At 74.1% G+C, this 26,883-nt stretch carries 19 protein-coding genes; 13 read left to right on the forward strand and 6 right to left on the reverse strand.

The annotated features are described in order from the left end of the window. Positions 1-112: 112 nt before the first annotated feature. The 11 genes from ACN263_RS14860 to ACN263_RS14910 all read left to right on the forward strand — a co-directional run bounded on the left by ACN263_RS14860 (position 113) and on the right by ACN263_RS14910 (position 11,841). Positions 113-1,396 carry a cytochrome P450 gene (locus tag ACN263_RS14860; protein WP_422740400.1) on the forward strand — a complete coding sequence of 428 codons (1,284 nt, stop codon included), beginning with the start codon at positions 113-115 and terminating at the stop codon, positions 1,394-1,396. A gap of 252 nt (positions 1,397-1,648) precedes the next feature. Further along, positions 1,649-2,125 carry a helix-turn-helix transcriptional regulator gene (locus ACN263_RS14865; protein ID WP_422740401.1) on the forward strand — a complete coding sequence of 159 codons (477 nt, stop codon included), beginning with the start codon at positions 1,649-1,651 and terminating at the stop codon, positions 2,123-2,125. Between the two features lie 179 nt (positions 2,126-2,304). Continuing rightward, on the forward strand, positions 2,305-4,761 hold the full coding sequence (locus tag ACN263_RS14870; protein ID WP_422740402.1) for a nitrate- and nitrite sensing domain-containing protein: 2,457 nt from the start codon (positions 2,305-2,307) through the stop codon (positions 4,759-4,761). A 16-nt stretch (positions 4,762-4,777) separates the two neighbouring features. Beyond that, entirely contained in the window at positions 4,778-5,182 is a 405-nt protein-coding gene (locus ACN263_RS14875; protein WP_393051501.1) for a roadblock/LC7 domain-containing protein, read from the forward strand. A gap of 42 nt (positions 5,183-5,224) precedes the next feature. Beyond that, positions 5,225-6,418, forward strand: coding sequence for an ABC transporter substrate-binding protein (locus tag ACN263_RS14880; RefSeq protein ID WP_422740403.1), 1,194 nt, complete (start codon positions 5,225-5,227; stop codon positions 6,416-6,418). Further along, a complete protein-coding gene (locus ACN263_RS14885; RefSeq protein WP_422740404.1) occupies positions 6,415-7,311 on the forward strand; it encodes a branched-chain amino acid ABC transporter permease in 897 nt (298 codons plus the stop codon). Before ACN263_RS14880 ends, ACN263_RS14885 begins: the two co-directional genes overlap by 4 nt. Next, positions 7,308-8,324 (forward strand): branched-chain amino acid ABC transporter permease, encoded by a 1,017-nt coding sequence (locus ACN263_RS14890; RefSeq protein WP_422740405.1) that lies wholly within the window; start codon positions 7,308-7,310, stop codon positions 8,322-8,324. The genes ACN263_RS14885 and ACN263_RS14890 overlap by 4 nt, the downstream gene beginning before the upstream one ends. Continuing rightward, a complete protein-coding gene (locus ACN263_RS14895; protein WP_422740406.1) occupies positions 8,321-9,064 on the forward strand; it encodes an ABC transporter ATP-binding protein in 744 nt (247 codons plus the stop codon). Before ACN263_RS14890 ends, ACN263_RS14895 begins: the two co-directional genes overlap by 4 nt. After that, positions 9,064-9,834: an ABC transporter ATP-binding protein gene (locus ACN263_RS14900; protein WP_422740407.1), complete on the forward strand. Its 771-nt coding sequence runs from the start codon at positions 9,064-9,066 to the stop codon at positions 9,832-9,834. The genes ACN263_RS14895 and ACN263_RS14900 overlap by 1 nt, the downstream gene beginning before the upstream one ends. 53 nt (positions 9,835-9,887) lie before the next feature. Then, entirely contained in the window at positions 9,888-10,700 is an 813-nt protein-coding gene (locus ACN263_RS14905) for a class I SAM-dependent methyltransferase (protein ID WP_422740408.1), read from the forward strand. A 181-nt stretch (positions 10,701-10,881) separates the two neighbouring features. Continuing rightward, positions 10,882-11,841 (forward strand): TIGR03557 family F420-dependent LLM class oxidoreductase, encoded by a 960-nt coding sequence (locus tag ACN263_RS14910; protein WP_422740409.1) that lies wholly within the window; start codon positions 10,882-10,884, stop codon positions 11,839-11,841. Between the two features lie 113 nt (positions 11,842-11,954). Here the strand turns inward: ACN263_RS14910 and ACN263_RS14915 are convergent, their stop codons facing one another. The 5 genes from ACN263_RS14915 to ACN263_RS14935 form a co-directional block, all read right to left on the reverse strand. Then, a complete protein-coding gene (locus ACN263_RS14915; protein WP_422740410.1) occupies positions 11,955-13,469 on the reverse strand; it encodes a hypothetical protein in 1,515 nt (504 codons plus the stop codon). A gap of 170 nt (positions 13,470-13,639) precedes the next feature. After that, positions 13,640-15,736, reverse strand: coding sequence for an amino acid transporter (locus ACN263_RS14920; protein ID WP_422740411.1), 2,097 nt, complete (start codon positions 15,734-15,736; stop codon positions 13,640-13,642). A gap of 87 nt (positions 15,737-15,823) precedes the next feature. Continuing rightward, complete coding sequence (locus tag ACN263_RS14925) at positions 15,824-16,225, reverse strand: hypothetical protein (RefSeq protein WP_422740412.1); 402 nt, start codon at positions 16,223-16,225, stop codon at positions 15,824-15,826. Between the two features lie 366 nt (positions 16,226-16,591). Continuing rightward, entirely contained in the window at positions 16,592-17,362 is a 771-nt protein-coding gene (locus tag ACN263_RS14930; protein ID WP_422740413.1) for a DUF5995 family protein, read from the reverse strand. A gap of 135 nt (positions 17,363-17,497) precedes the next feature. Then, on the reverse strand, positions 17,498-20,398 hold the full coding sequence (locus ACN263_RS14935; protein ID WP_422740414.1) for a helix-turn-helix transcriptional regulator: 2,901 nt from the start codon (positions 20,396-20,398) through the stop codon (positions 17,498-17,500). A gap of 193 nt (positions 20,399-20,591) precedes the next feature. Between ACN263_RS14935 and ACN263_RS14940 the strand changes: the two genes are divergently transcribed. After that, positions 20,592-22,577 carry an adenylate/guanylate cyclase domain-containing protein gene (locus ACN263_RS14940; protein WP_422740415.1) on the forward strand — a complete coding sequence of 662 codons (1,986 nt, stop codon included), beginning with the start codon at positions 20,592-20,594 and terminating at the stop codon, positions 22,575-22,577. 87 nt (positions 22,578-22,664) lie between these two features. On the opposite strand, the gene ACN263_RS14945 is transcribed toward ACN263_RS14940, so the two are convergent. Then, the gene (locus ACN263_RS14945) at positions 22,665-23,483 is read right to left on the reverse strand and encodes a class I SAM-dependent methyltransferase (RefSeq protein ID WP_422740416.1); all 819 of its coding nucleotides are present in this window, start codon (positions 23,481-23,483) and stop codon (positions 22,665-22,667) included. A 104-nt stretch (positions 23,484-23,587) separates the two neighbouring features. Here ACN263_RS14945 and ACN263_RS14950 point away from each other — a divergent pair, with 104 nt between their 5' ends. Further along, a complete protein-coding gene (locus ACN263_RS14950; protein WP_422740417.1) occupies positions 23,588-26,869 on the forward strand; it encodes a BTAD domain-containing putative transcriptional regulator in 3,282 nt (1,093 codons plus the stop codon). The last annotated feature ends 14 nt before the right edge of the window (positions 26,870-26,883 follow it).

Genomic DNA, 26,883 nt, shown 5'->3' on the forward strand with positions numbered 1-26,883 from the left:
AGCGGCGGACCGTGAGGAGCATGCGGCGGATGCCCACCATTGTCGGCCCGCCTTGCGCGACGGACGGAATGCGAGCGCCGCTGATGTAGTGCGGCGTGTCAGGAGGCATTCGATGCAGTTGAATCCGTACTCAGGAGCCTATCTCAGCGATCCGGCCGCCACCTGGCGACGCATTCTCGACGATCCTCGCCGGGCGCTCTACGCCGAGGATCTGGGGCTGTGGTTGATCAGTCGGCACGCGGACGTGCGGCGCGCCCTCGCCGACGCAACGACGTTCGGCAACGCCCTCACCCTCGCCCCGGTCTACCAGGTCTGCCCGCAGGCGATGAGCGTCGTCACGCAGATCGACGCGCCACCGACGACCGCCGCCGCCGACCCACCGGTGCACCCGCGCACCCGCCGCGCCCTGCGGGCGACCTTCGCCACCACGGCGGAGCGGGCCGAGGCCGAGTACGGCCGGATCGTCCGCCGCCGCGTCGACGAGCTGGTGTCCCGGCTCGTCGCCCGGCAGGGCCGGCAGGTAGATCTCGTCCGCGACTTCACCACCGAGCTTCCGCTGCTGGTCATCCTGGACATCCTCGGGGTTCCCGACGCCGACGTCGAGGAGATCCGGCGGTGGGCGGACGGCCAGGTCGCGCTCGTCTGGGGGCAACCGGACCCGGACGAGCAGGTACGCCTGGCCCGGGGCCTGCTGGAGTTCTGGCGCTACTGCCAGGACCTCGTGCGGCGGCGGCTCGACGGCGGGGCCGACGGCGACGACTTCGTCAGCCGCGCGCTGACCTACCGCGACGATGACGACGACGTGCTGACCGTGCCGGAGGTGGCGAGCCTCGCCTTCAACCTCCTGGTGGCCGGGCACGAGACCACCGCCGGACTGCTCGCCCACGCGCTCGACGCGGCCCTGTCCAGCCCGCACCGGTGGCGGGCGCTCGTCGACGATCCGCGAGCCGTACCCGGCTTCGTGACCGAGACCCTGCGGTTCGCCCCCGCCATCGACGGCTGGCTGCGGGTGACCCGCCGGGACGTCACCCTGGGCGAGGTCACCATCCCGGCGGGGGCACGCTGCCTGCTGATGATCGGAGCGGCCAACCGGGACCCGTCGGTGTTCGCCCGTCCGGACCGGTTCGATCCGCACCGCGCCGACGCGGGCGACCACCTGTCGTTCGGCCACGGGCCGCATTTCTGTATCGGCGCGGCATTGGCGCGATTGGAGGCCGACGTCGCTCTCACCCGTCTCGCCGCGACCATTCCCGGTCTTCGTCTGTCCCCCGAGCAGCACCGCTCGTTCAGCCCGAATGTTTCGTTCCGGGCGCACCACGCGCTGCTCGCGACAATCGACATCCACACGCCCGCCGACGCGCCGGAAGCAACCCCGGCCGAGGCACCGGTCGCCTGACGAGGCAGACGACGGCGGCGCAGAGCCGGCGCCCGCCGACGCCCTGCGGGTCCTATCGGTGCGACGCTGCCGACACCCGCGGACGAGTCGGGCAGGTGGATCTCTCGCGGATTGCGCGACAATTCATCGTCGCGCACGTCTTCACACCCATCGTGCCAAGGGTTAAGAATTGCCCCCTGTGAATGTCCAGCCCATCGGTCAATCTCGATCTGATGCCCGCCGTTGATTCGCGGGTGCCCCGAAGGTGAGCGCATGGAGCACACGCCCCCGCCGAGCGCCGCGCACGCCGCGGCCAGTCAACAGTTCCGGTGGGAGCTGCGCACCTGCCGGGTCCGGCGGGGCCTGACCCAGCGCGCCCTGGCGGACCTGGTGCGGTTCAGCCGGGAGACGGTCGCGGCGGTGGAGTCCGGCCGACGCTTCGGCAGCCACGAGTTCGCGGTCCGCTGCGACGACGTGCTCGACACCGGCGGTCGCCTGGCGTCCCTGTGGCCGCAGGTCGCGGCCGAACAGCTGGCGGCCGACGGACGGCGGGGCCCACGATCGGACCCGGCGCATCTCGACCCACCGGTGCCGCGTCCGCGCGGCCGGCGCGACGCGCGCGACCCGGGCGCGGTGGTGGACGCCATCGACGAGCTACGCGAGCTCATCGGCCAGGTGCTCAGCAGCCAACCCGAGGCGGACGACGCCGGGCCGCGACACGGCTCCGGGCACCTCGACGACCAGCGCTGAGCGCCTCCCGGCCCGACGACAGGCGCCGCGCCACCGGTCGCTGACTCTGGGTACAGATGCTGGTACGGCCAGTTTGTACCACCGCGAGGTCTGGCCTCCGAGCGCGGGTTCCGGCGGAATGGGACTTGCATTCGGCAAGGTGCGGATAGACCGTCATCGACGAGTCGTGGGAGTCAATCTTGGCGTCGAGCACGAGGTCCCACGCGGCCCGACCCTACCCGACCCGCCAGCGCGGCTGGAAGATCGCCGGCCGGATGCGGCTCATCGTGGCGGCGCCGCTGGTCGCCGTCATCGGATTCGCCGGCCTCGCGGTGACCGAGAGCGCCCGCCAGACGGCCCGCGCCAGCGACCTGGAGGTGCTGGCGCGCCTCGGCGCCGAGGCCGGCGACCTGGCGTACCGGCTGCAACGCGAACGGGTCGCGGCCGCCGACCTGCTCACCACCGCCGCCGCCGAACAGCAGGACGCCTTCGGCGTGGAGATGGCCGCCACCGACGCCTCCGTCGCGCGCTACCGCCGCCAACGCGACCGGGTGCCCACCGACACCAACGCCGCGCTCCTGCGCCGCGTCGACGCCGCGCTGGACGGCCTGGCCCCGCTGCGCACCCAGGTCCGTACGGCGGAACACGCCTCCGTGTCCGCGATGACGTTCAGCTACCGCATCGCGATCGCCGACCTGATCACCTTCCGGGAGAACGTCTCGCACGGCGTGGTCAACGCGCGGCTCGCCGACGGCATCCGAGCCTCGGCCGCGCTGTCCAAGACCGCCGAGGCGATCGGCCAGCAGCAGGTCGCCGTCCTGCGGGCCGTGGCGGCCGGTGAGCTGACCCCCGCCACCCAGCAGGACATCACCGCGGCCCGCACCAGCTACACCGAGTCCAGCCTCTCGTTCCTGGCGCTCGCCCCCGCCGAGTGGGGCCTCTGGTGGGAGCAGGCCGGCACCGGCAAGGAGGCGATCGCCCTGCAACGGATGCAGGACGAGGTGAACCGCGCCCAACCGGGCGCGCCGCTGCGCCTGGCGACCGCCGACTGGGTCACCACGACGCAGCAGCGTGCCGCCCGCCTGGCCGACCTGCGCTCACGCGTCGACGTGGCGGTGCTCGACGACGTGCGCGCCGCGTACGTCGACCAGCGCCGCCGGGCCGTGGCCGAGGCGGTCGGCGTACTGCTGGCGCTGGTGTTGACCGCCCTGGTCACCTGGGCGGTGGCCCGGCAGATCACCCGCCGGCTGCGGCGGCTGCGCGACGCGGCCAACGCCGTCGCGTTCGAACAGCTCCCCGCCGTGGTGGCCCGGCTGCAACGCCCCGACAGCGCCAGCGTCGACCCCGACGAGCTGGCCCGCCAACAGTCCACGACCGCCCTGGAGGCGTCCAGCGACGACGAGATCGGCGAACTCGGCCAGGCGTTCAGCGCCGTGCACCAGGCCGCCGTACGGACCGCCGCCGAGCAGGCCGTGATGCGCGCCAACACCGCCGACATCTTCATCCACCTCAGCCGACGCGAACAGCGACTCGTCGACGCCGTCCTCGCCCAGGTCGACCGGGTCGAACGGGACGAGACCGACCCGGACCGCCTGCACCAGCTCTACGCCCTGGACAACCTGGCCACCCGGATGGGCCGGATCAACGCCAGCCTCCTCGTGCTCGGCGGCGTCGGCGTCGGCCGGGTACGCCAACACGACGTCCCGCTGCAACAGGTGCTCCAGGCCGCCCAGTCCCAGATCGAGCACTACGCGCGGGTCCGGCTCGGCATGGTCGACGGCGACGTGGCGGTGGCCGCCAAGTCCGTGGACGAGGTCGTGCACCTGCTCGCCGAACTCATGGACAACGCGACGGCGTACTCACCGCCGGGCAGCGAGACCTGGGTGAGCGGCCGCAGCCTCGGCGACCGGGTCATCGTCCAGATCAGCGACGAGGGCGTGGGCCTGCCCCCGCAACGGTTGCAGCAACTCAACGAGCTGCTGGCCCGACCACCCGCCATCGACGTCGCCGCCGTCCGGGCCATGGGCCTGGTCGTCGTGGGCCAGCTCGCCGCCCGCCTCGGCGCGAGCGTCCAACTGCGCCGCGGCCCCCGACGCGGCACCCTCGCCGAGGCGACGCTGCCCGCGGCAATGATCCGGTCGCTGCCGCCGGAGGAGTACCTGCTCGCGCCCGGCCGGCTGTCCCGGCGGGCCGCCCGCACCGCCACCGCACCGCCCCCGTACCGGCCCGGCGCGGAGCCGGCCGCCGGGCGCGCCCCCGCGCCCCGGCCGCTGCCGGCGGCGCCCGTGTTCCATCCGACGTCCCGAGTGGACGCCGGCGACGCGCCGACCGAGGAGCTGCTCATCTTCGAACAGGTCAACCACTGGTTCCACACCGACGTCGCGGACGCCCCGAACGGCCGCCAGTGGTCCAGCCCCGCCGACGACGCCTGGCGGACCGCCGCCCAGGCGCAGACACCCGAGGTGGCCACGACCACGACCACCGGCCTGCCCAAACGGCAACCCCAGCGGCACCTGGTGCCCGGCGGCGTCACCCCGCCCGCTCCGCAGCAACGCTCCGAGTACCGCGACCCGGCCCAGGTCGCCACCGCGATGGCCGCGTACGCCCGCGGCGTGGCGGCCCGCCGACGCACCCCGATCAACCTCGGCAACTCGTGACCGACAGGGAGAGCACGTGACCGACCACCAGGACCTCGGCTGGCTGCTGGACAGCTTCGCCGAGCGCGCGACCGAGGTCAGCCATGCGATCGCCATCTCCAGCGACGGCCTGATGGTGGCCGCCACCCGGGACCTGCCGCCGGACCGGGCCGACCAGCTCGCCGCGACGGGCAGCGGCCTGGTCAGCCTGCTGCGCGGCGCGGCGGCCTTCTTCGACGCCGGGGCGGTGATCTCCAACGTCACCCAGCTCGAAGGCGGGTTCATGTTCTCGATGGCCTTCAACGACGGGGCGTCGCTGCTCGTGCTCGCCGCGCCCGAGTGCGACGTGGGCAAGGTGTCCTACGAGATGACGGAGCTGGCGAACCGGATCGGCGACGCGCTGACCCCCGCGGCCCGAGCGGCGCTCGCCCGCACCCGCTGACCCCACCGACCGACCCCCTCCTCCTCTTCCCCTGGAGACGACATGTCCCTCGATACCCCTGCGCGCAGCCGTGCCGTCGGCGCGACGCTGCTCGCCCTCGTGCTGGCCGTGAGCACGGCCTGCGCCGACGATGAACCGGACGCCACCGGCGGCGGATCCATCAAGATCGGCCTCCTCGCGTCGCTGTCCGGGACGTACCAGTCCGTCGGCAAGGAGATCCGCGACGGCTTCGAGCTGTACCTGGACACCCACGACGGCAAGCTCGGCGGCCGACAGGTCGACCTCGTCGTCGCCGACGAGGGCAACGGCGCCGCGACCGCCGTGCCCGCGGCGACCAAACTCCTCAAGCAGGACCGCGTCGCCGCGCTCACCGGCATCGTCGGCGGCGGCTCGGTCGCCGGCGTCTACCCGCTGCTGCAGGAGACCAAGGTTCCGCTGGTCGGCTCCAACGGCCGGCCGGAGATCAAGGACGTCACCCGGGTGTGGCACACCTCGTACCTCTCCGACGAGCCGGGCGCCGCGATCGCCCAGCACGTCAAGGACAACGTCAAGGGCTCGGTGTACGCCATCGGCCCCGACTACCAGGGCGGCTGGGACGAGCTGCGCGGCTTCACCGAGGCGTTCGCCAAGGCCGGCGGGACGCTCGCCAACCCCGACGGCAAGACCACCTTCACCCCGTTCCCGGCCACCACCAACTTCACGCCGTACTTCGCCCGGATCAAGGCGTCCGGCGCGCAGGCGGTCTACACCTTCTACGCCGGCAGCGCCGCCGTCGACTTCGTCAAGCAGTACGCGCAGTCCGAGATCAAGGACATCCCGCTGTACGCGGCCGGATTCCTCACCGAGGGCGGCGTGCTCAACGCCCAGGGCGAGGCGGCCCGGGACATCTACTCCGTGCTCAACTACTCCCCCGACCTGGACAACGCCGAGAACCGCAACTTCGTCGCGGCGTGGAAGGCCAAGCACGACGGGTCGCCGACCACGTACGCCCTGGCGTCGTACGACGCGGCGGCGGTGCTCGACCGCGCCATCGGGGCCGCCGGGAGCGACCCGACACCGGAGGCCATCAACGCGCAGATCGGCAAGCTCGGGCAGATCGCCAGCCCGCGCGGCGCGTGGCAGTTCTCCACGGTCACGCACTCGCCCGTGCAGAAGTGGTACCTGCGGCAGGTCCGCCAGGACGGCCGGGCGCTGTCCAACACCGTCGTGGGTGACCTCGCGACCGTCGGCCGGTGAGCACGGTGGCGGCCGGCCCGGACCGGATCGACCCGTACCTCATCCCGGCGCTGGACGGGGTGGCCTACGGGCTGCTCGTCTTCGTCGCCGCGGCGGGCCTGGTCTTCTGCTTCGGCGTCGCCAACATCCTCAACCTGGCGCACGGCATGCTCTACGCGATCGGCGGCTACACCGCCGCGGCGGTGCTCGACGGCGGCTGGGCGAGTCTCGCCCTGGCGCTCGGGGTCGGTGTGCTGGCCGCCGCGACGGCCGGGGTGGTGCTCGCCGGGCTGCTCACGCCGGTCGCCACCGGCAACCACCTCACCCAGGCGCTGCTGACCTTCGGGGTGGCGCTGGCCGGCGGCAGCCTCCTCGTCGCCGGGTTCGGCCCGGACGATCCGCAGGTACGGGTGCCGGCCGCCCTCGACGGGTCGGTGGCGGTCGCCGGGCACCGCTACGCCGCGTACCGGCTGGTCTTCATCGTGGTGGCGACGGCGCTGGCCGCCGGTCTCTACCTGGTCGTGCGGCGGACCCGGGCCGGGATGCTGGTCCGGGCGGCCGTGGACGACCCGGAGATGGTCGCCTGCCTGGGCGTGAGCCCGACGCGGATCCGCGTCGGGGTGCTCGCCGCCGGTGGCGCGCTGGCCGGCGCGGCCGGGGTCCTCGGCGCGCCTATCATCGGCCCCGGCGCGGACACCGCCGACACGGTGCTGCTGCTGTCGCTTGTCGTCGTCGTCCTCGGCGGTCTCGGGTCCATGACGGGCACCCTGCTCGCGGCGCTCGCGGTCGGTGAGATCCAGACCCTGGGGGTGGCGCTGCTGCCGTCCGCCGCCCCGTTCCTGCTGTTCGCCGCCATGGCCGCCGTGCTCGCCGTCCGGGCGCGGGGCCTGGCCCTGCGGTGGGCGGCGACGTGAGGGACGGGGTGCTCCGCCGGGTCCGCGCCGCCGTCGCGGCGCTCGTCCTCGCCGGCCTGGTCGTGGCCCCCTTCGTGGTCGACGACTACACCGCGGCGATCCTGGCCCGGACCCTCGCTCTGGGCCTGGTCGGGGTGAGCGTGGCGCTGCTCACCGGTGTCGCCGGCATGCCCACCCTGGGGCAGACCGCGCCGTACGCCGCCGGCGCGTACGCCAGCGCGGTGCTCGGCAGCCAGGTCTCCGACGTGGGTGTGGTGCAGCTCGCGGTGGCGGCGCTGGCCGGCGCGACGCTCGCCGCCGTGACGCTGCCGCTGGTCGTACCGGCCCGGGGCGTCATCGTCCTGATGATCACCCTGGCGATCGGCGAGCTCGTGGTGACCGTCCTGGGGCGCTGGCGGTCGGTGACCGGCGGCACCGACGGCCTGGCCGGGATCAACCCGGTCCGTCCGCTGTGGGGGATGCCGGTGCTGGCCTCCGACCGGGCCCGGTACGTCTACACCCTCATCGTCGTGGCGGCGCTCGTCGGCGCGGTCCTGCTGCTGATGCGGACCCGGTTCGGGCTGGTGCTGCGCGCCGGCCGCGACGACGAGGCGCGACTGCGGGCCAGCGGGCACCGGGTACCGCTCCACCTGTCCGGCGCGCACGTCGCCGCCGGGGCGATCGCCGGCGCGGCCGGTTCCCTGCTCGTCGTCGCCCAGCAGTACATCTCCCCCGCCGACTTCGGCTTCGACACGTCCGCGCTGCTGCTGCTCGGCGTCGTCATCGGCGGCACCGCGTCGGTCGGCGGCGCGCTGGTGGGCGCGGTCCTCGTCATCGCCGTCCGCGACTGGTTGTTCGGGGTGCTGCCCGGGCACGCGCCGCTGGTGCTGGGCGCGCTGTTCGTGGCGACGGTCTACCTGCTGCCCACCGGCGTCCGGCGGTTCCGCCGCCCGCGCGAGGGGGCGCGGCAACCGGTCCCCACGACCGACCACCCGGCCGCGCCGGCCACCCGCGCACCGGAGCTGCGGGTATGACCTGCCTGCTCAGCGCCGAGAAGATCACCGTGCGGTACGGATCGCTCGCCGCCCTCACCGACGTGGACCTGTGCGTGCACGACGGCCAGCGGCACGCCCTCATCGGCCCCAACGGGGCCGGCAAGACCACCCTGCTCGACGTGCTCGGCGCGACGACCCGCCCGCAGCACGGCACGGTGCGGTTCGCCGGCAGCGACGTGAGCCGGCTCGGCCCGGCGGCCCGCGCCCGCCGCGGCATCGACCGGACTCACCAGCGGCCCGCCGTCTTCGCGACCCTCACCGTCAGCGAGAACGTCGAGGTCGCCGCGCTGCCCCGGACGATCCGGCCGCGCCGCTGGCAGCCGGGTGGGACCCGGAACGCCGCCCGGGGACGCGCCCGCGCGCTGCTCGACCAGCTCGGACTCGCCGACCTCGCGGCGGTGCCCGCCGGCCAGCTCGCCCACGGGCAGCGCCGACAGGTGGAGATCGCGATGGCCCTCGCCGGCCGACCCCGCCTGCTGCTGCTCGACGAACCGGCGGCCGGACTGTCCGCCACCGAGGTCGGTCGGCTCGCCGAACTGCTGGCGGCCCTGCCCCGACAGGTCGCCGTCCTGCTGGTCGAGCACCACCTGGACCTGGTGTACGCCCTCTGCGACACCGTCACCGTGCTGCGCGACGGCCGGACGGTGGCCGCCGGCACACCGGACGAGATCCGTACCTCGCCGCTGGTGCGGCGGGCCTACGCCGACGGGGTGTCCTGATGCTCTACGTGGAGCGGCTCTGCGCCGGCTACGCCGGGGGTACCGTGCTGCACGACGTCGACCTGCGGGTGCCGCCGGGCACCATCCAGGCCGTGGTGGGCCGCAACGGCGCCGGCAAGAGCACCCTCGTGCACACCATCGCCGGACTGGTACGCGCCTCCAGCGGGCGCGTCGAGATCGGCGGCGTGCACGTGGCCGGACGGCAACCCCACCGCGTCGCCCAGTCCGGTGTGGGCCTCGTACCGCAGGGCCGGCGGGTCTTCTCCCGGCTGACGGTGGCCGAGCACCTCGTCCTGGCGGCGGCACCGTGGCGGGCCGCGACACCCGGCGGCGAGGGCTGGACGGTGGCCCGGATCCTCGAACTGCTGCCCCGCCTGGCGGCCCGGCTGCGCCACCGCGGCGCCGAACTCTCCGGCGGCGAGCAACAGATGCTCGCCATCGCCCGCGCGCTGCTCGGCCAACCCCGGGTGCTGCTGCTCGACGAACCCTGTGAGGGGCTCGCGCCCGACCTGGCCGCGCGGGTCCGCGACCTGGTCGGTCACCTCGCCGCGAACGGGTTGACCGTGCTGCTCGTCGAACAGCAACTCCGTCACGCGATCGAGATCGCCGACCGGGTGGCGGTGCTCGAGTACGGCCGGGTGGTCTACGACCGACCGACCGCCGAGGCACGCAGCGACCCGGGCCGCCTGGAGGCGATGGTCGGCATCACCACCACCCGCACGCCCCCGGGCGCCGGAGCCACCCCACGGCTCTGGGCCGACACCCCCTAGCCCTGCTCCGCACCGACATCCCGCAGTCACCCACTCGGAGAGGCGGAAGACGAATGGCGACCCCGACCAGCGACGGCACCTACACCTTCGACAATGGCGCACCGGACGCGGTACCGCAGATGCGGGCGCTGGAGTCCTTCCTGGACCCGATCACGATGCGCCGCCTGGCCCGCCCGGTCCTGCGCCTGGGGTCGAGCTGCTGGGAGGTCGGGGCCGGTGGCGGCTCGATGGCCCGGCGGATCGCCCGCGCGGTCGGCGGGGACGGCCGTGTCCTGGCCACCGACATCGACCCCACGCATCTGGTGGCCGACGGCAACCTGAGCGTGGGCCGGCACGACGTACGCGCCGATCCCCCGCCCGGCGATGCGTTCGACCTGATCCACGCCCGCCTGGTGCTGCTGCACCTGCCCGAGCGCCGGCGGGTCCTGCGTACCCTCGCCGGCGCGCTGGCCCCCGGCGGCTGGCTGGTCGTCGAGGAGTTCGACTGCACGACCCCGCCCCGGGTGCTGACCGCGCCCAGCGACGAGGCGGCGAAGCTGTTCGCGCAGGTGATGGACACCATGATGGGTGTGCTCCAGGACCACGGCGCCGACCTGGGATGGGCGCAGGACGTGCACACCGAGATGACCCTCGCCGGCCTGACCGATGTCGACACCATCACCCACTCGCAGAGCTGGGCCGGCGGGTCGACCGGCGCGTCGCTCTACGCGACGAACTGCCGCCAGTTGGAGCCGGACCTGCTGGCGGCGGGGCTCTCGCCGCAGCAGCTCACCGCCTTCCGTCGACTCGTCCGCGACCCGGCGTTCGCCGTCATGAGTTATCACTTCGTCTCCACCCGAGGCCGCACACCCTCTAAACCGTCCTAGGACACCATCCTCCCCCGGCTGGTCAGCCATCGTCGATCATGAAGCTGTTGCCGGCCCGCCCGGCGTGTCGGGGCAATAACTTCATGATCGACGGGCGCGGCATGCCTGTGGGGCTGGTTTGTCGGTCCTGCGGTCGGGAACCGACTGCCGTCAGGGCCGAGGACGGATCGGGGGCGCGCCAATGCAGATCGGCTACAAGCTGGCGTCGGAGGGCTTCGGGCCACAGGAGATCATCCGGCAGGCCGTCCGGGCCGAGCAGGCCGGTTTCGACTTCGTCGAGATGAGCGACCACTACCACCCCTGGCTGGAGGCGCAGGGCCACTCGTCCTTCACCTGGAGCGTGCTGGGCGCGATCGCGGCGCGTACCACCACGCTGCGCCTCGCCACCGGCGTCACCTGCCCGACGGTGCGCTACCACCCGGCGATCATCGCGCAGGCGGCGGCGACCATGGGGCTGATCTCCGACGGGCGGTTCACCCTCGGCGTCGGCGCCGGTGAACGGCTCAACGAACACGTCGTGGGGCAGGGCTTCCCCAGCGTCCGGGGACGGCACGAACGGCTCCGCGAGGCACTGGAGATCATCCGGTTGCTCTGGCAGGGCGGCTACCAGTCGTACGAGGGTCGGCACCTGCACCTGGAGGACGCCCAGGTCTTCGACCTGCCGGACACCCCACCCGTGATCGCCGTCGCGGCCAGCGGAGAGGCGTCGGCCCGGCTCGCCGCCGAACTCGGCGACGGGCTGTTCGCCACCGATCCGGACGCCACGATCGTCGAGCACTACCGCAGCGCCGGCGGCTCGGGCCCCCGCTACGCCGAGGTGCCACTGGCCTGGGCCACCGACGACCGGCAGGCGGTCGACGCGGTGTTGCAGAAGAGCCGCTGGATGGTCACCGGCTGGAAGGTGATGAGCGAACTGCCGAACCCGGTGAACTTCGACGCGGCGAGCGCGCACGTCGAGGAGAAGCACGTCCGCGGGCTGTTCGCCGTCGGCCCCGACCCCGAGACGCACGTCGCGAAGGTCCGGTCGTACGTCGACGCCGGGTTCGACCACATCGTGCTGCAGAACGCCGGCCCGGATCCCGACGGCTTCCTCGACTTCTTCGCCGCGGACCTGTCCGGGCGGCTGCGCGCGCTGCGCTGAGCGAACCCTGTGCGGCACGCCGCGCCCGCCCCCGTGCACGCGGCACGAGCCCGCCCGCCCGGACGGCTGTCCGGGCGGGCGGGAGCGCTCAGGATGGACGAGCAGGTCGGTAATCAGCGGAAGCAGTGCGCGATCGGTACGGCGCTGCCCTCGCAGTTGGTCGGCTCGTTCTCGACGACCACGCTCTCGTCGTCGATCTTGACCTGGGCGTGCTCGGCGAAGATGCCGCCCGGCTTCACCGTGGCCGCGTTGTGGGTGACCTTGCTGGTGTAGAGCGCCACCGCGCCCGCGGTGGCGTAGATGCCGCCGCCCCTGGACGTCGCGCCGACCGCCTCGTTACCGGTCACGTCGCTGCCGCGCACCAGCAGGTTGGACTTCTCGGTGTAGATGCCGGCCCCGATGCCGTGCGTGGTGTTGCCGGCCACCACGCTGTCGTCCAGGGGCAGCAGCCCCTTGACGGTCGAGATGCCGCCGCCGTTGACGGTGGAGGTGTTGCCACGAATGGTCATCTTGCGCATCACCAGCACCGCGTCGGAGTTCGCGGCACCGCCGCCGACCTGCGCGGTGTTGTTCAGCAACTCGGTGTCGTACACCTTGGTCCGGGCCGAGAAGCTGGCCAGGCCGCCGCCCTGTCCGGCGCTGTTCTGCGCGAAGCTGGTGCTCTCCACGTCGGCCGCGCCCCGATAGTTGCCGAGCCCGCCGCCGTAGCCGTTGGCGCTGTTGTGGTGGAACTCCGAACGCTTGAGCGTCAGCACACCGCCGTTGAGCAGGCCCCCGCCCTTGCCCGCGGCGCCCGAGGCGCTGTTGCCGATGAACGTGGAGTCGGTGACCACCATGTTGCCGTCGTTGAAGATCCCACCGCCGCCGCCCTCGGGCGACAGCGACGTGCTCTGGGTGACGGTGACCCGCTCCACCACGGCCGTCGCGCCGTGCACGACGTGCACGCTGCCACCCTCGATGGCCGAGCGGCCGTTGTGCAGCTCGACGTCACGCAGGGTCAGCTCGCCGCCGTCGCGGACGGTGAAGAAGCGGAACGCCTCGGCCTGGGCGTCGCGGGCGATGGTCGCGCCGGCGCCGTCGATGATGATGGGCTGGTAGATCACCGGCAGGCCGGCCGTGTCGTCGGCCGGGTTGTGCGGCGGGGCGTCGGCGTCCCCGGGGGTCTCCGCGGCGTCCGCCTGTTCCCGGGCGTCGCGGATCCCACCGTCGTACTGGTCGGTCTCGTGGAACGCCTCGGTCAGCGTGTACCGGCACCGGGGCGCGAGCCGCAGCTCACCGCCGCCCTCCGCGTTGGCGGACACCAACGCGGCCACCAGCTTCGCCGCGTCGCAGGGCACCTCGACCACGCCGCGCTTGCCGGTGCCCGGCGAGGTCGGCCGGGTCCGCTCGGCGTCCTCCCCGTCGCGTTCCGGTGTCGACCGGTCGCCGGAGCGCCGGTCGTCGTCGCGGTCGGCGGCGGTCAGCCGGCCCAGTACTCCGAGGGAGAGCTCACGGTCGGCGGCGGCGGCGACGCCGGCCACCCCGGCCGCCCCCACCACCAGGCTCCCCGCCAGGAGCCCGCCGGCTAAGAACCATCGGGACCGCCGTCGAGGTCGAGCTGGGCCGTCTCCTGGTCGGTACGTGGACATCCGGTTCCTACCTTCCTGCGTACGTGCCGTGACCGCGGCCCATTCGGGCGCGGGGGGCCGGACGTGCCGCCGACCACCAGAAGTCACGATATGACCGCAATACGGACAGAAAGGTGTGAACGTGAATAGTGCTGTCATTCATCTTTTTCGGTGCCAGACGGCCCAGGCCGTCACCCGCCGACGTGGATGCCGGGACGGCGCAGCGGGTCCGGCTCGGTACGACGGATGATCTCCCGCACCACCGGTGGGGTGTCCCCCTGCCCCAGGATCAGGTAGCGCAGCAGGTGCGTGATCGGGCTGCCCTCGGACCACTCGAAGTGCGCGTGCGGCCGTACCCCGGTCGCGTCCCGCAGCGCCAGCAGGATCGCGGCTATCGCGTTCGGCGCGGCCGCGCTGCTGGCCCGCAACACCCGGAAACCGCCCACCTCGACCCCGTGCACCCGCAGCACCTGGCTGAACCCCGACGGGTCCACCACGTCGATCTCCAGGAACAGCACGTCGGACGCGCCGGGCACCGGGTTCATGCCCCGCTGCGCCCGCTCCTTGAGCGTGTACTCCTTCTGCGACCCGCCGTGGCGCTTGTTTGCGATCAGGTGCAACTGCCCGTCATGGGCCAGCGACTCGGTCAGGAACCGGCGGGCCGCCTCGTCGAACTCGATCCGTTCGGCGCGCAACTCGGTGGTCCGGGTGACCCGCGAGACCAGCGACACCGCGATGATGCCGAGGATGAACAGCGCCGAGATGGTGATCCCGTCCGGTTTCTCGACGACGTTCTCCACCAGGGCGTACACCAGGACCAGCGTCAGCACGGTGAAGCCGATGGCGGCGCCGCGCTGGCGGCTCCGGACCGCCGAGATGGCCACCGCCACCGCGCCGGAGACCATCATCGCCAGGATCCCGGTGGCGTACGCGCCGGCCTGGGCGTTGACGTCGGCGCGGAAGGCGACCGTGATGGCGACGCTGACGACCGTGTAGACGATCACCACCGGGCGTACCGCGCGGGCCCACTCCGGGGCCATGCCGTACGAGGGCAGGTAGCGGGGCACGATGTTGATCAGCCCGGCCATCGCCGAGGCACCGGCGAACCAGAGGATGAGCACGCTGCTCAGGTCGTAGACGGTGCCGAACACCTCACCGAGGTAGGTGTGTGCCAGATAGGCCAGCGCCCGCCCGTTCGCCGCCCCACCCGGCCGGAACTCGGCGGCCGGAACGAGCGCGGTGGTCACGAACGTCGTCGAGATGAGGTACACCGACATGATGAGCGCGGCGGTGGTGAGCAACCGCCGGGTGTTCCGAATCCGGGCGGCGAGCCGGGCCTGCCGGTCCGGACCGTCGGCCGCCACCAGGGGCATCATGCTGACCCCGGTCTCGAAGCCGGACAACCCCAGCACCAGCAGCGGAAAGGCCAACACGGCGGTGAGCAGCACACCGCCCGGGCCACCGCCGTCCGCCGTCAACGCCGTCGTCCAGTCCGACACGATGCCCGGGTCGCCCACGATCCGGGCCAGCGCGACCACCACGATCACCGCGTTGAGCACGAGGAACACGGCCACCAACGGGATGGCGACCACCACCGCCTCCCGGAAGCCCAGCAGGAACACCCCACCCAGGACGAGCAGCAGCGCCACGGTGACCAGTACCGGCACCGCCGGGCCGTGCAGGGCGTCCGGCAGGTACGGGTTCTCCAGCAGGTGCACGGTGGCGTCGGCCGAGGACAGGGTGATCGTGATGATCCACGAGGTGGCCACGAAGCCGAGCAGCACCAGCACGAAGATCTTGCCCCGCCAGAACGGCAGCAGGCGTTCCAGCATCGCCACCGAACCCTGCCCGTGCGGGCTCTCCCGGGCGACCCGCCGGTACATGGGCAACATGCCGAACAGGGTCAGCGCGACGATCAGCAGGGTCGCCAGCGGGGACAGCGCGCCGGCGGCCACCGCCGCGATGCCCGGCAGGTACGACAGGGTGGAGAAGTAGTCCACGCCGGTCAGGCACATCACCTGCCACCAGGCGTGCCTGCGGTTCTGCCCCTCGCTCGTCTCCGGGCCCGGCGGCTGCACCTGATGCTCGAAGAGCCACCGCCGCAGCGGGCTGGCCGGCGGCGTCGCGCGGGCCGGGCTGTCCACCCGCTCCGGCACCACGACGCCCTGCCGACCGCCCGCGTGCGGCCGGGCCGGGTCGCGGGCCGCGCGCAGCGCCGGGTCCGGCCCGCTGGGCGTGTGGCGTCGTCCGCCCCAGCGTCGCGGTCTCGCCCGGTGCTCGTCAGCCATCACCCGTCCCACCCTCGCAGGTCCTGATCCGACCGTAGGTGCCAGCCCACGGCCCGAGCGGCCGAACCGAGCAGGTAACCGGGCTGCTCAGGGCAGGTCCGGTCGGGCGAGCAGCCGAGCCAGGGCCGCCGGGTCGGCGACGGTGACCGTGACCGCCGGGTGCCGGGGCCAGCCGCCGGGCGTCAGGGCCGGCACCGGTACGCCGAAGCGGACGCAGACCCCGGCGGCGGTGCTGCTGCCGAAACTCACGCCGCCGTCGACCAGCGACAGGTGCGGGCCGATCACCCGCCACCACCGGTACGGCCCGCCGACCTCCGCCCCGAGCACGTTGTCCCGGCCGGTGCGCAGCCGCCACGGCCCGTACCGGATCGTCAGGTCCCGGTCGTCGACGGCGACCCAGGCCGTCGCCGGCCGGACCCCCAGCAGCGCCAGTACCGGACGGAACGCCACGTCGAACCGGAACGGGAACCGCGCCGGAGCGTCGGTCATCGGGCGCCCGGCCGGTCGGCGGGCCGCGACACCGGGCCCCCGGGACGCAGCGGACCGGGCCGCGCGGGACGAGGTCGGGCGGCGGGACGACGCCGGGCCAGGACGGTCATGGCGCGGGCGTACCCGGAACGCGCCGGCCGACACCCCCGGATTCCCCGCGCCCGCCGCTCCCCCGTCGCCGGCCGACACCCCCCGGGCCGGCCGACGACGGCAGACGGTCGACACCCCCCGGGCCGACCGGCTGACTTCCCAGGCCGCCGCCGGTGGGTGCCGACGGACCGCGCGGGTAGGTGGAGCGGGCGGGGCGGATTGCGCCCCCGCGCTCCGCCGCCCCCACGGGCGGAGCGCGGGGACCCCCCGTCCCGGCTACTGCAGGAACGCCCCGAGGGGCGAGAGCAGCAACCGTCCGAGCGCAGCGGCGTTGTCGTCCAGCCGCAGACGCTCACACTCTCGGGCGTCCGGATCGTGCCGGCACCGCCAGATCTTCTGCGCGTTACGCCAGGCGACATCGCGGGTGTACTCGACCAGTTCCCCCTGGTACCAGTCGTCGATGTCGCCGTTGAGCATGTCGATGAGCAGCTGCCACCGCTCCAGGTAACCCCGGCGCAGACCGGGGATCTTGTCGGCGAAGATGTTGTTGATCTCGAGATAGTCGTGGTGCTGGTCGGTCCCGTCGACCGGCTCCGACTCGAGATGGTCGAACGTCGTCACCAACGCGAACGGCAGGTCAAAGTTGATGTGCGCGTTCACACCGGCCGCCGCCGAGGGCAGCGGACGGGCGTCCGGCCCACGCATCCGCTCGAACAGACACGACCACGCCTTCGGCGTCCCTGGGCTGGAGTCGGTCCAGAGCCGCAGGGCGTCGAAGTAGCGGGCCGCGAACTCGACGTCCAGCCGGGAGAGGAAGACCGGGTCGACGAACCGGTCGTCGTACAGGCCGTCCAGCACACTGCTGGTGATCGTCAGGTAGAGCTTGTTGAAGTCGGCGAGCGGGCAGCTCTCCTCCAACGGAGGCAACCGCACCAGCAGATCCTGAAGCTTGGTGAGATGGTCGACCACCGCCGGCACGTCCGCCGGGTGATCGGCGAGCAGGTCGACGATGTCCCGGTGCACGGGCCCCCAGACCGGTTCGGTCATCTCTCCTCCATCATGGTCGTTGCGCCCCCGCGACGCCGTCGACGGGGCACAGCCTTTCAGCCGGCAACCGCCGCCGGGATCAGTAGAACGACGTATCCCCGGCGCACACCGGCGCCGGGGATACGTAGTGGTGGGTCAGCCGCGTGCGTTGCGCAGGTGGATCGCGCTGGCCTGCACGCGGGTACGGACCTGGAGTTTGTCGAAGATGTGCGACACGTGCACGCCGATGGTCCGCTCGCTGATGAACAGCCGCTGCCCGATCTCCCGGTTGGTCAACCCCTCGGCGACGAGCGCGAGCACCTCCCGCTCCCGCGCGGTGAGGGTCGCCAACTCGTCGTCGGCCGGCTCGACCGACCCGGCGGCGCGCGTGCCGTCGGCGCTGTCCCGCTCCTCAAGGGACACCCGGGCCCGCCCGGCCAACTCGCGGATCTCCGAGGTCAGCGGCACCGCACCCAGCCCCTGCGCCACCCGGTACGCCTCCCGCAGCAACTTGCCCGCGGTGGCCACCCGGCTGCGCCGGGCCAGCAGGGCCTCGGCCTGACGCAGCCGCGAGTACGCCGCCGGGTACGGGTGGTTACGCCGGTCCCACTCGGCGACCGAGGCGGCCCACAGCTCCGGGTCGCTGCCGTCGAGACGGCTCACCTCGGCGGCGCACAGGGCCAGGAAGCCGTCCACCACCGACCGCACCGGTCGGGCCGCGGACGCGCTCTTGCGGGCGACCCGCTCGGCCACGTCCCGCAGGCGACGTACCGCCGTCGGATCCACCTCGACGCTGCGACTCGCGTGCGCCTCCGCCTCGGCGCGCAACCCGTGCCAGACCAGCGCGGACAGGATCGTCACGTCGTCCGACCGGCTCTCGGTGAGACCCCGCTGCACGGCCTGCCGCGCCACGTCGTGCCGGCCCTCCCACATCGACAGGCCGGCGCGCAGGGTGAGCAGCGGGATGACGTGGCGGGCGCCACCGCCGGCCAGCACGGTCGCCACCGCGTCGAGGTCCCGGTCGGCGGCGGCGATGTCGCCGTAGCCCACCGACAGCCGGCAGCGGGCCAGCAGCAGCTCGACGGCGTCCGCTCCGGACGGCCGGTGCCGCAGCGCGGCCGCCACCACCTTCTCCGCCTCGGCCCACTGGCCCACCCGGAACAACCCGTTGGTGGCGATGGCCAACAGCCGGGTCTCGTAGGTACGGCCCAGGCCCAGCTCGGCCACCCGCTCGGCGCCCCGGCGGGCCACCACCACACCCTCCTCGAGGATGTTCAGCGGCCCGGTCAACAACTCCGCCAGGTGCAGGTACGCGCAGGCCACGTCCTCCGGCTGGCCGGCACGCTCGGCGGTCTCCAGCGCCTGGCGCACGACGGCCAGCCCGGCGTCCGGGTCCTCCAGGTACGCGTCGCTGAAACCGAGCGCCGAGCTGGCGAGCACCACCTCGGTGGTGGACCCTTCCACCTCGGCTGCCAACGCGAGCGCCTCCCGGGCACGCCGGCCCGCGTCGGCGTACCGGCCCAGGTGCAGCAGCAACTCGGCGAGCCGCGCGGCGGCGGTGGCCCGGTCCCGTGGCGAGCAGTCCGCCGCGTCGAGGGCCCGCTCGTACTCCTTCTCGGCGAGGGCGGAACGCCCCGCGGCGGCCAGGTACCGCGCCCGGCGGATGTGCAGCGCGCAGCTCGGCCCGCCGTCCCGCACGGCGGCCAGCTCCTCCAGCAACGCCAACGCCCGGGCGTGCTCACCGCTGTGGTGGGCCGCCTCGGCCGCGTTGCCGAGCAGCTCGACCCGGTCCACCTCCGGCGCGGCGGAGTCGCCGGCGAGCTGCAACGCGGCCGTCCAGTGCCGGTGCGCCTCGGCGTAACCGTGCAGCCGCTCGGCCTCCTGCGCGGCGCCGACCGCGGCGGGCAGGGCTCGGGCCGGCTCGCCGGCCAGCCGCCAGTGATGCGCCAGCCGGGCCTGGTGCAGCTCGCCGGGCGCCGCGGTCAGCGCCTCGGCGTAGCGGCGGTGCAGCCCGGAGCGTTCGGCGGGCAGCAACTCGTGCGCCAGCACCTCGGCGACGAGCCGGTGCCGCAGCCGGTAGCCGTCGTCGGCGCTGACCAGCAACCGGTGCGCGACCGCGGCCCGGGCGGCCTCGATCAGTTCCCCGTCGGGAAGCCGCAGCACCTCGGCCAGCAGCCAGTGCTGCACAGGCTCGACACCGGCGGCCACGGCGTGCACGACGGCGTGCGCGTGCTGCGGCAGGGCGTCGACCCGGTCGAGGAAGATCTCCCGCAGCGTCTCGGACAGCCCGTCCCGCCCGTCGCGCAGGTCGCGTGCCAACTCCTCGATGACGAACGGGTTGCCGCCACTGCGTTGCCAGACCTGCTCGGCCGCCTCGACGGGAAGCGGCCGGCCCACCACCGCCGCGGCGAGCTGTTCGGTGCCGGCACGGTCCAGCGGGGACAAATCGAGCACGCGGACCGTCCGGAGCCGACGCAGCTCGGTGAGCACCCGGCGCAGCGGATGCGCGCCCTGCAACGACTCGGCGCGGACCGCCGCCAACACCGAGAGTTGCAGGTCACCCAGGCCGGCCAGCAGGTACAGCAGGAGCTGGCGGGTGCTGCGGTCGACCCACTGCAGGTCGTCGAGGATCAGCACCAGCGGTCGTCCCTCGGCGATCAGGTGCAGACCCCGGGAGACCCGCTCCAGCAGGGTGCCCGCGCCGTCCGGGCCGCCGGTCTCGTCGGCGAACACCTGCAACAGCCCACGCACGGCCGAGGAGGTGCGCGCCTGCGCGGCGGTCAGGTCGGCGTCGAAGCGCCGCAGCGCCTGGAGCAGCGGGTGCAGTGGCGAGGCGTCGCCGATGTCCAGGCAACTGCCGGTCAACACCAGCGCGCCTGTCTCGCGCAGCCGGGTGCCGACCTCGCCGAGGATCCGGGTCTTGCCCACACCGCTCTCGCCGGTCAGGAAGACGGCGGCCGTCTGTCCCTGTGCCACGTCACCGAGCAGCGCCGACCGAACCGTCTGCACCAGCTCGGTCCGGCCCACGAGCGGTGCGGTGTCCACATCGCTGGCCATGGCACGCAGCCTAATCACACGCCCCCGGACCGTTCTACGGCCATCTGCCGCTTGTGGTACTCCTCGCGTCGACATTGCGACTAAAGGTTGCGGGTGGCCGACATACGTCGTTCTGCCGATCCCCCGTCAGCCCAGGGATGCCAATCTCCGAGGGTCATCAGCCCATCACCTGGGAAGGTCGGGTGCGCCACCCATGATCACTATCGTCGCCGACCCGTCACGGACCGACCGCCCACACTGGCCGGTGCCCGAGGAACGACGCACGGTCAGCGTGCTCTTCGCCGACATCGTCGGCTCCACGGCACTTGTCGACCAGCTCGACCCGGAGGACGTCCGGGCGCTGCAACGGGCCTACTTCGAGCGGGTCGCCGGGGTGCTGCGCCGCTGGCACGGCGTGGTCGAGAAGTACGTCGGCGACGCAGTGATGGCGCTGTTCGGGGCACGGCACTCCGACGGCTTCGACGCGTACCGGGCGGTGCGGGCGGGGCTGGAGATCCAGGCCGCACTGGACCGCCGGCCGATCCTCGGCGACATCACCCTGCAGGTACGCGTCGGCATCGCCACCGGCGAGGTGGTGGTCGACCTGGCCGACGCGGTCAGCGGCGGCCACGGCGTGGCCAGCGGCGCGGTGATCACCACCGCGGCCCGCCTACAGGGGTACGCGGCACCGGGCGGCGTCGCGTTGTGCGCGGCCACCGCGCGGGCCACCGCCGGACTCATCGTCCAGCGTCAGCTCGCGCCGATGCCGGTGGCCGGCCGGTTGGCGCCGATGCCCGTGTGGCACGCCACCGGTCCCGCCCGACCCGGCGCGGACCGGCACGACGGTCCACTCATCGGGCGTCGCCGCGAACTGGCCGGCATCGGCGAGCAGGTGGGTTGGGCACTGCGGGCACGCGAACCGCGGTGGGTCTCCCTCGTCGGCCCGAGCGGCAGCGGCCGCAGCCGGTTGCTGCACGAGCTGAGCCGGACGCTGCGCACGGTGGACGGGGTGCCGGTGCGCTGGTGCGTGGTGGGTTGCCCGCCGTACCCCGATCAGGTCCTCGCTCCGGTCGCCGAGCTGGTCCGCGTCGTGGCCGGCATCCGTCCCGGCGACGGCCCGGCGGCGGTCCGCGCCCGCCTGACCGCCGCCCTGACGCCGCTGTACCCGCCGGACCGCGTCGCGGCGGCGGTGCCGGCGCTGCACACGTTGTTGGCCAATCCGGACGCCTCGGCCGAAGCGGTGGCCGCCGCCGCGCTCTGCCGCGACGTCCTGCTGCGGCTGGCCGCCGACCGGCCGCTGGTGGTGGCGGTGGACGATGTGGACCGTGCCGCTCCGGCGGTGAGCCGCTTCCTGCACGACCTGTTCGGCGCGGCCACGACGCGCGGCGTGCCGCTGGCCGTGCTCACCGTGCACCAGCCGCAGTGGGCCGACACCCGGCCCGGCCCGGCCCGGCGGGTGCCGATCCGCCCGTTGGCCGCCGTCCAGTCCGGTCGCCTGCTGCGTCACCTGCTGGCCCGCGCCGGGCAGCCGGTGGCCCTGGTCGACCGACTGTTACCGCTGGTCGGTGGCCGGCCCGGGCACGCCGCCGCGTACGTCGCCTCGATCACGTCGGGCGCGGACCCGGTGACGCTGCCCGAGCCGGTACGTCGCAGTGCCAGCGCCGAACTGGACCGGCTCGGCGGTGACGGCCGGGCGGTGCTGATGGCCGCCGGCACCCTCACCGGTCCGCTCTCCGGCTCGACCGTCGACCGGGCTCTCGGGTGGGTGCCGGGGCGGTCCGCTCCCCTGCTGCGCGCCCTCGTCGCCGCCGGCCTGCTGCGCGACGACCGCGCCCGTGGGTACGCGTTCGTGGCGCCGGCGCTGCGTCAGGTCGCCGCCGACCGCCTTCCCCACGCGATGCGCGCCGTGCTCAGAAGGCGGGCCGGCGCGAGCGCGGCGTCCGACGCCACCGGCGGCCTCGTGGAGCTGCCGGCAGCCGGTCGGCAGCGGCGCGTGCCCACGCCGGCGGTGGCGACGCCGGACCGCCCGCCGGTCCGTCGCCGACTACGCGTGGTGGCCGCGGCCGACGGGCCGCCGACCCGGCCGAGCACGCAGGTGTCCGCCGGCCAGAGCCGGGCGGCGATCCGCGCGAGCGGCGTCCGGACCGGATTCCGATTACCGGTGACGCTCCCCCCGGGCGAGCTGGCCGCCTCGGCCTGACGGCGGGTCCCGGGCGGTGACGCTCCCGCCGGCCGATCTGGCCGCCTCGGCCTGACGGCGGGTTCCGGGCGGTGGCGGGCCGCCGTGCTACGGCACCGAGGCGGACGCCAGCAGCGCGGCGGTGGGCAGGGCGAGCAGCCCGTCCGCGCCACGGTAGGCGGCGGTCAGCTCGTCGTAGGCGGCACGGATGCGGGCGAGCACGGCCGGCGGCTGGGCCTCCATCACCAGCCCCGGGCCGCTGATGCCGTTCGCCGGGCCGCTCCACCAGGCCTCGGGGTCGGTGCGGTGCACCCAGGTGATCGTCGCGCAGCGCACGTCGGCGAGGCCGGCCGCGTCGAGCAGGCCCGCCAACCCCTGCACGGTACGGGGGAAATTCCGGTCCGGGTCGACCGTCGGCACGGGCGCGGCCGGTGCCACCCCGGCGGCGGCGAACACCTCGCCCCACAGCCGCTGCGCCTGCGGCGGCGGGTGCGGCCACGTCGTCACGGCGATCCGACCCGCCGACCGCACGACCCGCCGCAGCTCGGTGATCGCGGCGGCCGGATCGCCCACATGGTTGATAACGAAGTTCGCCACCGCCGCGTCGAACCGGCCGGTGTCGAACGGGAGGCGCGGCAGCGCCGCGAGGCGTACCTGCGCGGCGTCCGGGAGCCGACGGCGCGCCAGGTCCACCATGCTGGGCTCCGCGTCGACCGCCACCACGCACGCGCCGCGCGCGCACGCCAGAGCGGCGACTGTCCCCGATCCGGTGCCGACGTCGAGCAGCCGGCTGCCGACGCCGACGCCCGCGGCGTCCAGCAACGATCGGGCGGGATGCGCGCACAGCAGCGCGAAACTGCCGTCGAACGCCGCCGCCCGCCCGGCCCACCGCCGCCGCTCGTGCTCATCGAAGGCGGTCGTCGCCACAGCCGTACCCCCATGGATCGTTACGGTGCCCCACCGTAACGGAGTCCCGGGGTTCGGTGGGGACGGCGGATCGCCCGACGCCGGTGACTAGGATTGACGCAGTCATGCTGCTACGGGTGCTCGGGCCGCTCGAGGTCGACGTCGACACCGGCGGACCGACCGACCTCGGCGGCCCCCGTCAACGCGCCGTGCTCGCGCTGCTGCTGGCCGCCCGCGGCGAGGTCGTCTCCGTCGGCCGGATGATCGAGTTGCTGTGGCGGGGGGATCCGCCGCCACGGGCGATCGCTTCCCTTCAGGCGTACGTCTCACACCTGCGGCGCGTGCTGGAGCCGACCCGCGAGCGCCGCGCGCCGGCGCGGGTGCTGGTCACCGTGCCACCCGGGTACGCCCTGCGGGTGCCGGCCGACGCCGTCGACGCCGGCCGGTTCGAATCGCTGCTGACCGAGGCCCGCACGGTCGGCAGCACCGACCCGGAGCACGCACGCCGGCTGTTGCGCACCGGGCTCGACCTGTGGCGCGGCCCGGCGTACGCCGAGTTCGCGGCCGAGCCGTGGGCGCAGCCGGAGGTCATGCGGCTTCGGGAGCTGCGCCTGGTCGCCCGGGAGCTGCTGGTCGACGTGACCGTGCGCGGCGGTGACCCCGCCGAGGCGGTGCCGGAGGCGGAGGCGCTGACCCGCCAGGCGCCGCTGCGGGAGGAGGGCTGGCGGCTGCTGGCGTTGGCGTTGTGGCGGACCGGCCGGCAGGGGGACGCCCTCGCCGCGCTGCGGCGGGCCCGGGCGACCCTGGCGGACCAGCTCGGCCTGGACCCGGGGCCGGCGCTGGCCGAGGTCGAGTCCGCGATCCTGAGCCAACGCCTGGACCTGCTCCCGCCGGCTGCCGCGACGACGCCGACCGACGCCGGACGGCCGGAGGAGACGTTCGTCGGGCGGAAGGCCGAACTGGCGGCTCTCGGGCAGGCAGCCGCCGAGGCGCGGGCGCGCGGGCCGCGCGTCGCGCTGGTCAGCGGGGAGGCCGGCGCCGGCAAGACGCGGCTGCTCAGCCGGTTCGCCGAGGACCTGACCGCCGCCGGCTGGCTGGTCGCCCTGGGCCGCTGCCCCGAGGTCGAGGGCGCCCCACCGGCCTGGGCGTGGGTCGAAGCGCTGCGCCAGCTCGCCCGCGAGACGCCGCCCGGTGCGCTCGCGCCGGCGCTGGCGCCGCTGCTGGCCGAGGGTGACGGGGACCTCGGCGGGGACGTCACCGCCGGACGGTTCCGGCTGCACCGCGCCGTCGCCGCCTGGTTGGACGCCGCGGCCGCCGGCCGACCGGTCGCCGTCGTGCTCGACGACCTGCACGCCGCGGACGCCGAGACGCTGCTGCTGTTGACCAGCGTGACCGGGACGACCGCGGGCGCGGTGCTGTTCGTGGCGGCGTTACGACCCGCCGACAACACCGAACGACTCGCCGACACCATGGCCGTTCTGGCCCGCCGGTCACCCCACCGGATCGCGCTGGGCGGTCTGACGACACCCGAGGTCGAACGGCTGCTCGGCGCGCTGGCCCGGACCACCGTCGACCCGGACACCGTGGCCGCGCTGGCCGAACGCACCGGCGGCAACCCGTTCTACGTCCGCGAGTCGGCCCGGTTGCTCGCCGCCGAGGGCACCCTCGTCGCCACCTCGGAGGTGCCCGAGGGCGTCCGCGACGTGCTACGCCGGCGACTCGCCCATCTGCCGTCCACGGCGGTGTCGGTGCTGCGCCTGACCGCGACCGTGGGGCGGGAGGCGGACGTACGGACCCTCGTCGACGCCGCCGGCAGCGACGAGAGCACCGTCCTGGGCGGGCTGGAAGCCGGGCTGAGCGCCGGACTGCTCACCGAGCCGGCGCCGGGACGGGTCCGCTTCGTCCACGGTCTGGTCTGCGACACCATCTACCGCGACCTGCCGCAGCTACGCCGCACCCGCCTGCACGCCCGGATCGCCGCCGTCACCCGCCGGCTGCACCCGGACGACTATCCGGCCCTGGCGTACCACTACTCGCGTGCCGCGTCGCCGGACACCGCGCCGCTGGCCGTCGAGTACGCCGTCCGTGCCGCCGAGCTGGCCGAACGCCGGTACGCGTACGACACCGCGATCGAACTGCTCGACAACGCCGTCGACGCCACCGCGTCGGTGCCCGGAGACCGGGACGCGCTCCGGGTCGACCTGCTGGGCCGGCTGCTGCGCGCCCAGGCCCGGGCCGGCGCGGTGGCCGCCGCCCAACAGAGCCGGACCCGGGCCGTGGACATCGCCGTGGCGGCCGGCCGCGACGAGCTGCTCGTCGCGGCCTTCACCGCGTGGACCGTGCCGAGCCCCTGGCTGCGCCACCAGTACGGCGCCGTGGACCACACCGCCGTCGAACTGCTCACGCGGTTGTTGCGCACCGACCACCTGGAACCGGTCACCCGGTGCCGGCTGCTGGACGCGCTCGCCACCGAGTTGGACGGTGAAGCGGACCCGCGCGGCGTGGCGGCCGGCCGGGAGGCCCTGGCGATCGCCCGGCGGCTGGACGACCCCGAGCTGCGCGCCGTCGGCCTGGCCGCCCGGGCCCGCACCCTGAACTACGAGTTGGCGGCGCCGCAGCGCCTGGAGTTGGCCCGGGAGCTGCGGGACCTGGCCGACACGCACGGCCTGGTGACCTGGCGTTGGGTCGCCGAGCAGCTGGTCGGGCACTGCGCCGCCGCGCTCAACGATCCGGAGCAGCTGACCGCCAGCGTCGCCCGGCAGGGCCGGTTGGCCGAGACGTACCAGCTCAAGGAGGCCCAGGTTCTCCACCTGTGCTCCCTCGCCGTGCTGGCGCACGTCGCCGGTGACTTCGGGACCGCGCGACGGCACTACGACGAGGTCGCCGAGCAGATGCGGCGGCAGGGGTCGCTGCACGCCGAGGCCTTCCACTACTTCGCCGTGGCGACCCTGCTGATGAGCCAGGGCCGGTTCGGCGAGCACGTGGAGGCGACCCGCCGGATGCGGCCGTCGCTGGGGCCGATCGTGGACGACCTGCTGGCGTTGGCATTGATCGAGAGCGGTCGGGTGGACGAGGCCCGGGCCATGCCGATCAACCGGCACACCTACCGCCCCGACTACTTCCAGTCGTCCCTGCTGAGCGTACGGGCGATGGTCATCGTGGCGCTGGGCCGACGGGACCTGGCTCAGCCGGTGATCGACGCGCTCCTCCCGTTCCGTGATCAACTGGCCGGGCTCTCCATCACGGCGGCCGTGGTGCGACCCGTGGCGCTGACCCTCGGGGAGCTGTTCCGGCTGACGGGTCGCACCGACGAGGCGGTCCGGCACCTCGAGCTGGCGGCCACCCTGGCCCGCCGGTGGGGGTCGCCGCACTGGCTGGCCCAGGCGACGGCGGCGCTGGCCGGCTGACTGCCGCCGGTTCT

Source organism: Micromonospora sp. WMMD729 (genome assembly GCF_049315225.1).
GTDB lineage: Bacteria > Actinomycetota > Actinomycetes > Mycobacteriales > Micromonosporaceae > Micromonospora.

Coding starts and splice junctions, on each gene's coding strand:
- ACN263_RS14930 (WP_422740413.1), bottom strand. CDS start 17,362: ATGACCGAACCGGTCTGGGGGCCCGTGCACCGGGACATCGTCGACCTG.
- ACN263_RS14900 (WP_422740407.1), top strand. CDS start 9,064: ATGCTCTACGTGGAGCGGCTCTGCGCCGGCTACGCCGGGGGTACCGTG.
- ACN263_RS14895 (WP_422740406.1), top strand. CDS start 8,321: ATGACCTGCCTGCTCAGCGCCGAGAAGATCACCGTGCGGTACGGATCG.
- ACN263_RS14865 (WP_422740401.1), top strand. CDS start 1,649: ATGGAGCACACGCCCCCGCCGAGCGCCGCGCACGCCGCGGCCAGTCAA.
- ACN263_RS14910 (WP_422740409.1), top strand. CDS start 10,882: ATGCAGATCGGCTACAAGCTGGCGTCGGAGGGCTTCGGGCCACAGGAG.
- ACN263_RS14950 (WP_422740417.1), top strand. CDS start 23,588: ATGCTGCTACGGGTGCTCGGGCCGCTCGAGGTCGACGTCGACACCGGC.
- ACN263_RS14920 (WP_422740411.1), bottom strand. CDS start 15,736: ATGGCTGACGAGCACCGGGCGAGACCGCGACGCTGGGGCGGACGACGC.
- ACN263_RS14880 (WP_422740403.1), top strand. CDS start 5,225: ATGTCCCTCGATACCCCTGCGCGCAGCCGTGCCGTCGGCGCGACGCTG.
- ACN263_RS14925 (WP_422740412.1), bottom strand. CDS start 16,225: ATGACCGACGCTCCGGCGCGGTTCCCGTTCCGGTTCGACGTGGCGTTC.
- ACN263_RS14915 (WP_422740410.1), bottom strand. CDS start 13,469: ATGTCCACGTACCGACCAGGAGACGGCCCAGCTCGACCTCGACGGCGG.
- ACN263_RS14935 (WP_422740414.1), bottom strand. CDS start 20,398: ATGGCCAGCGATGTGGACACCGCACCGCTCGTGGGCCGGACCGAGCTG.
- ACN263_RS14860 (WP_422740400.1), top strand. CDS start 113: ATGCAGTTGAATCCGTACTCAGGAGCCTATCTCAGCGATCCGGCCGCC.
- ACN263_RS14940 (WP_422740415.1), top strand. CDS start 20,592: ATGATCACTATCGTCGCCGACCCGTCACGGACCGACCGCCCACACTGG.
- ACN263_RS14905 (WP_422740408.1), top strand. CDS start 9,888: ATGGCGACCCCGACCAGCGACGGCACCTACACCTTCGACAATGGCGCA.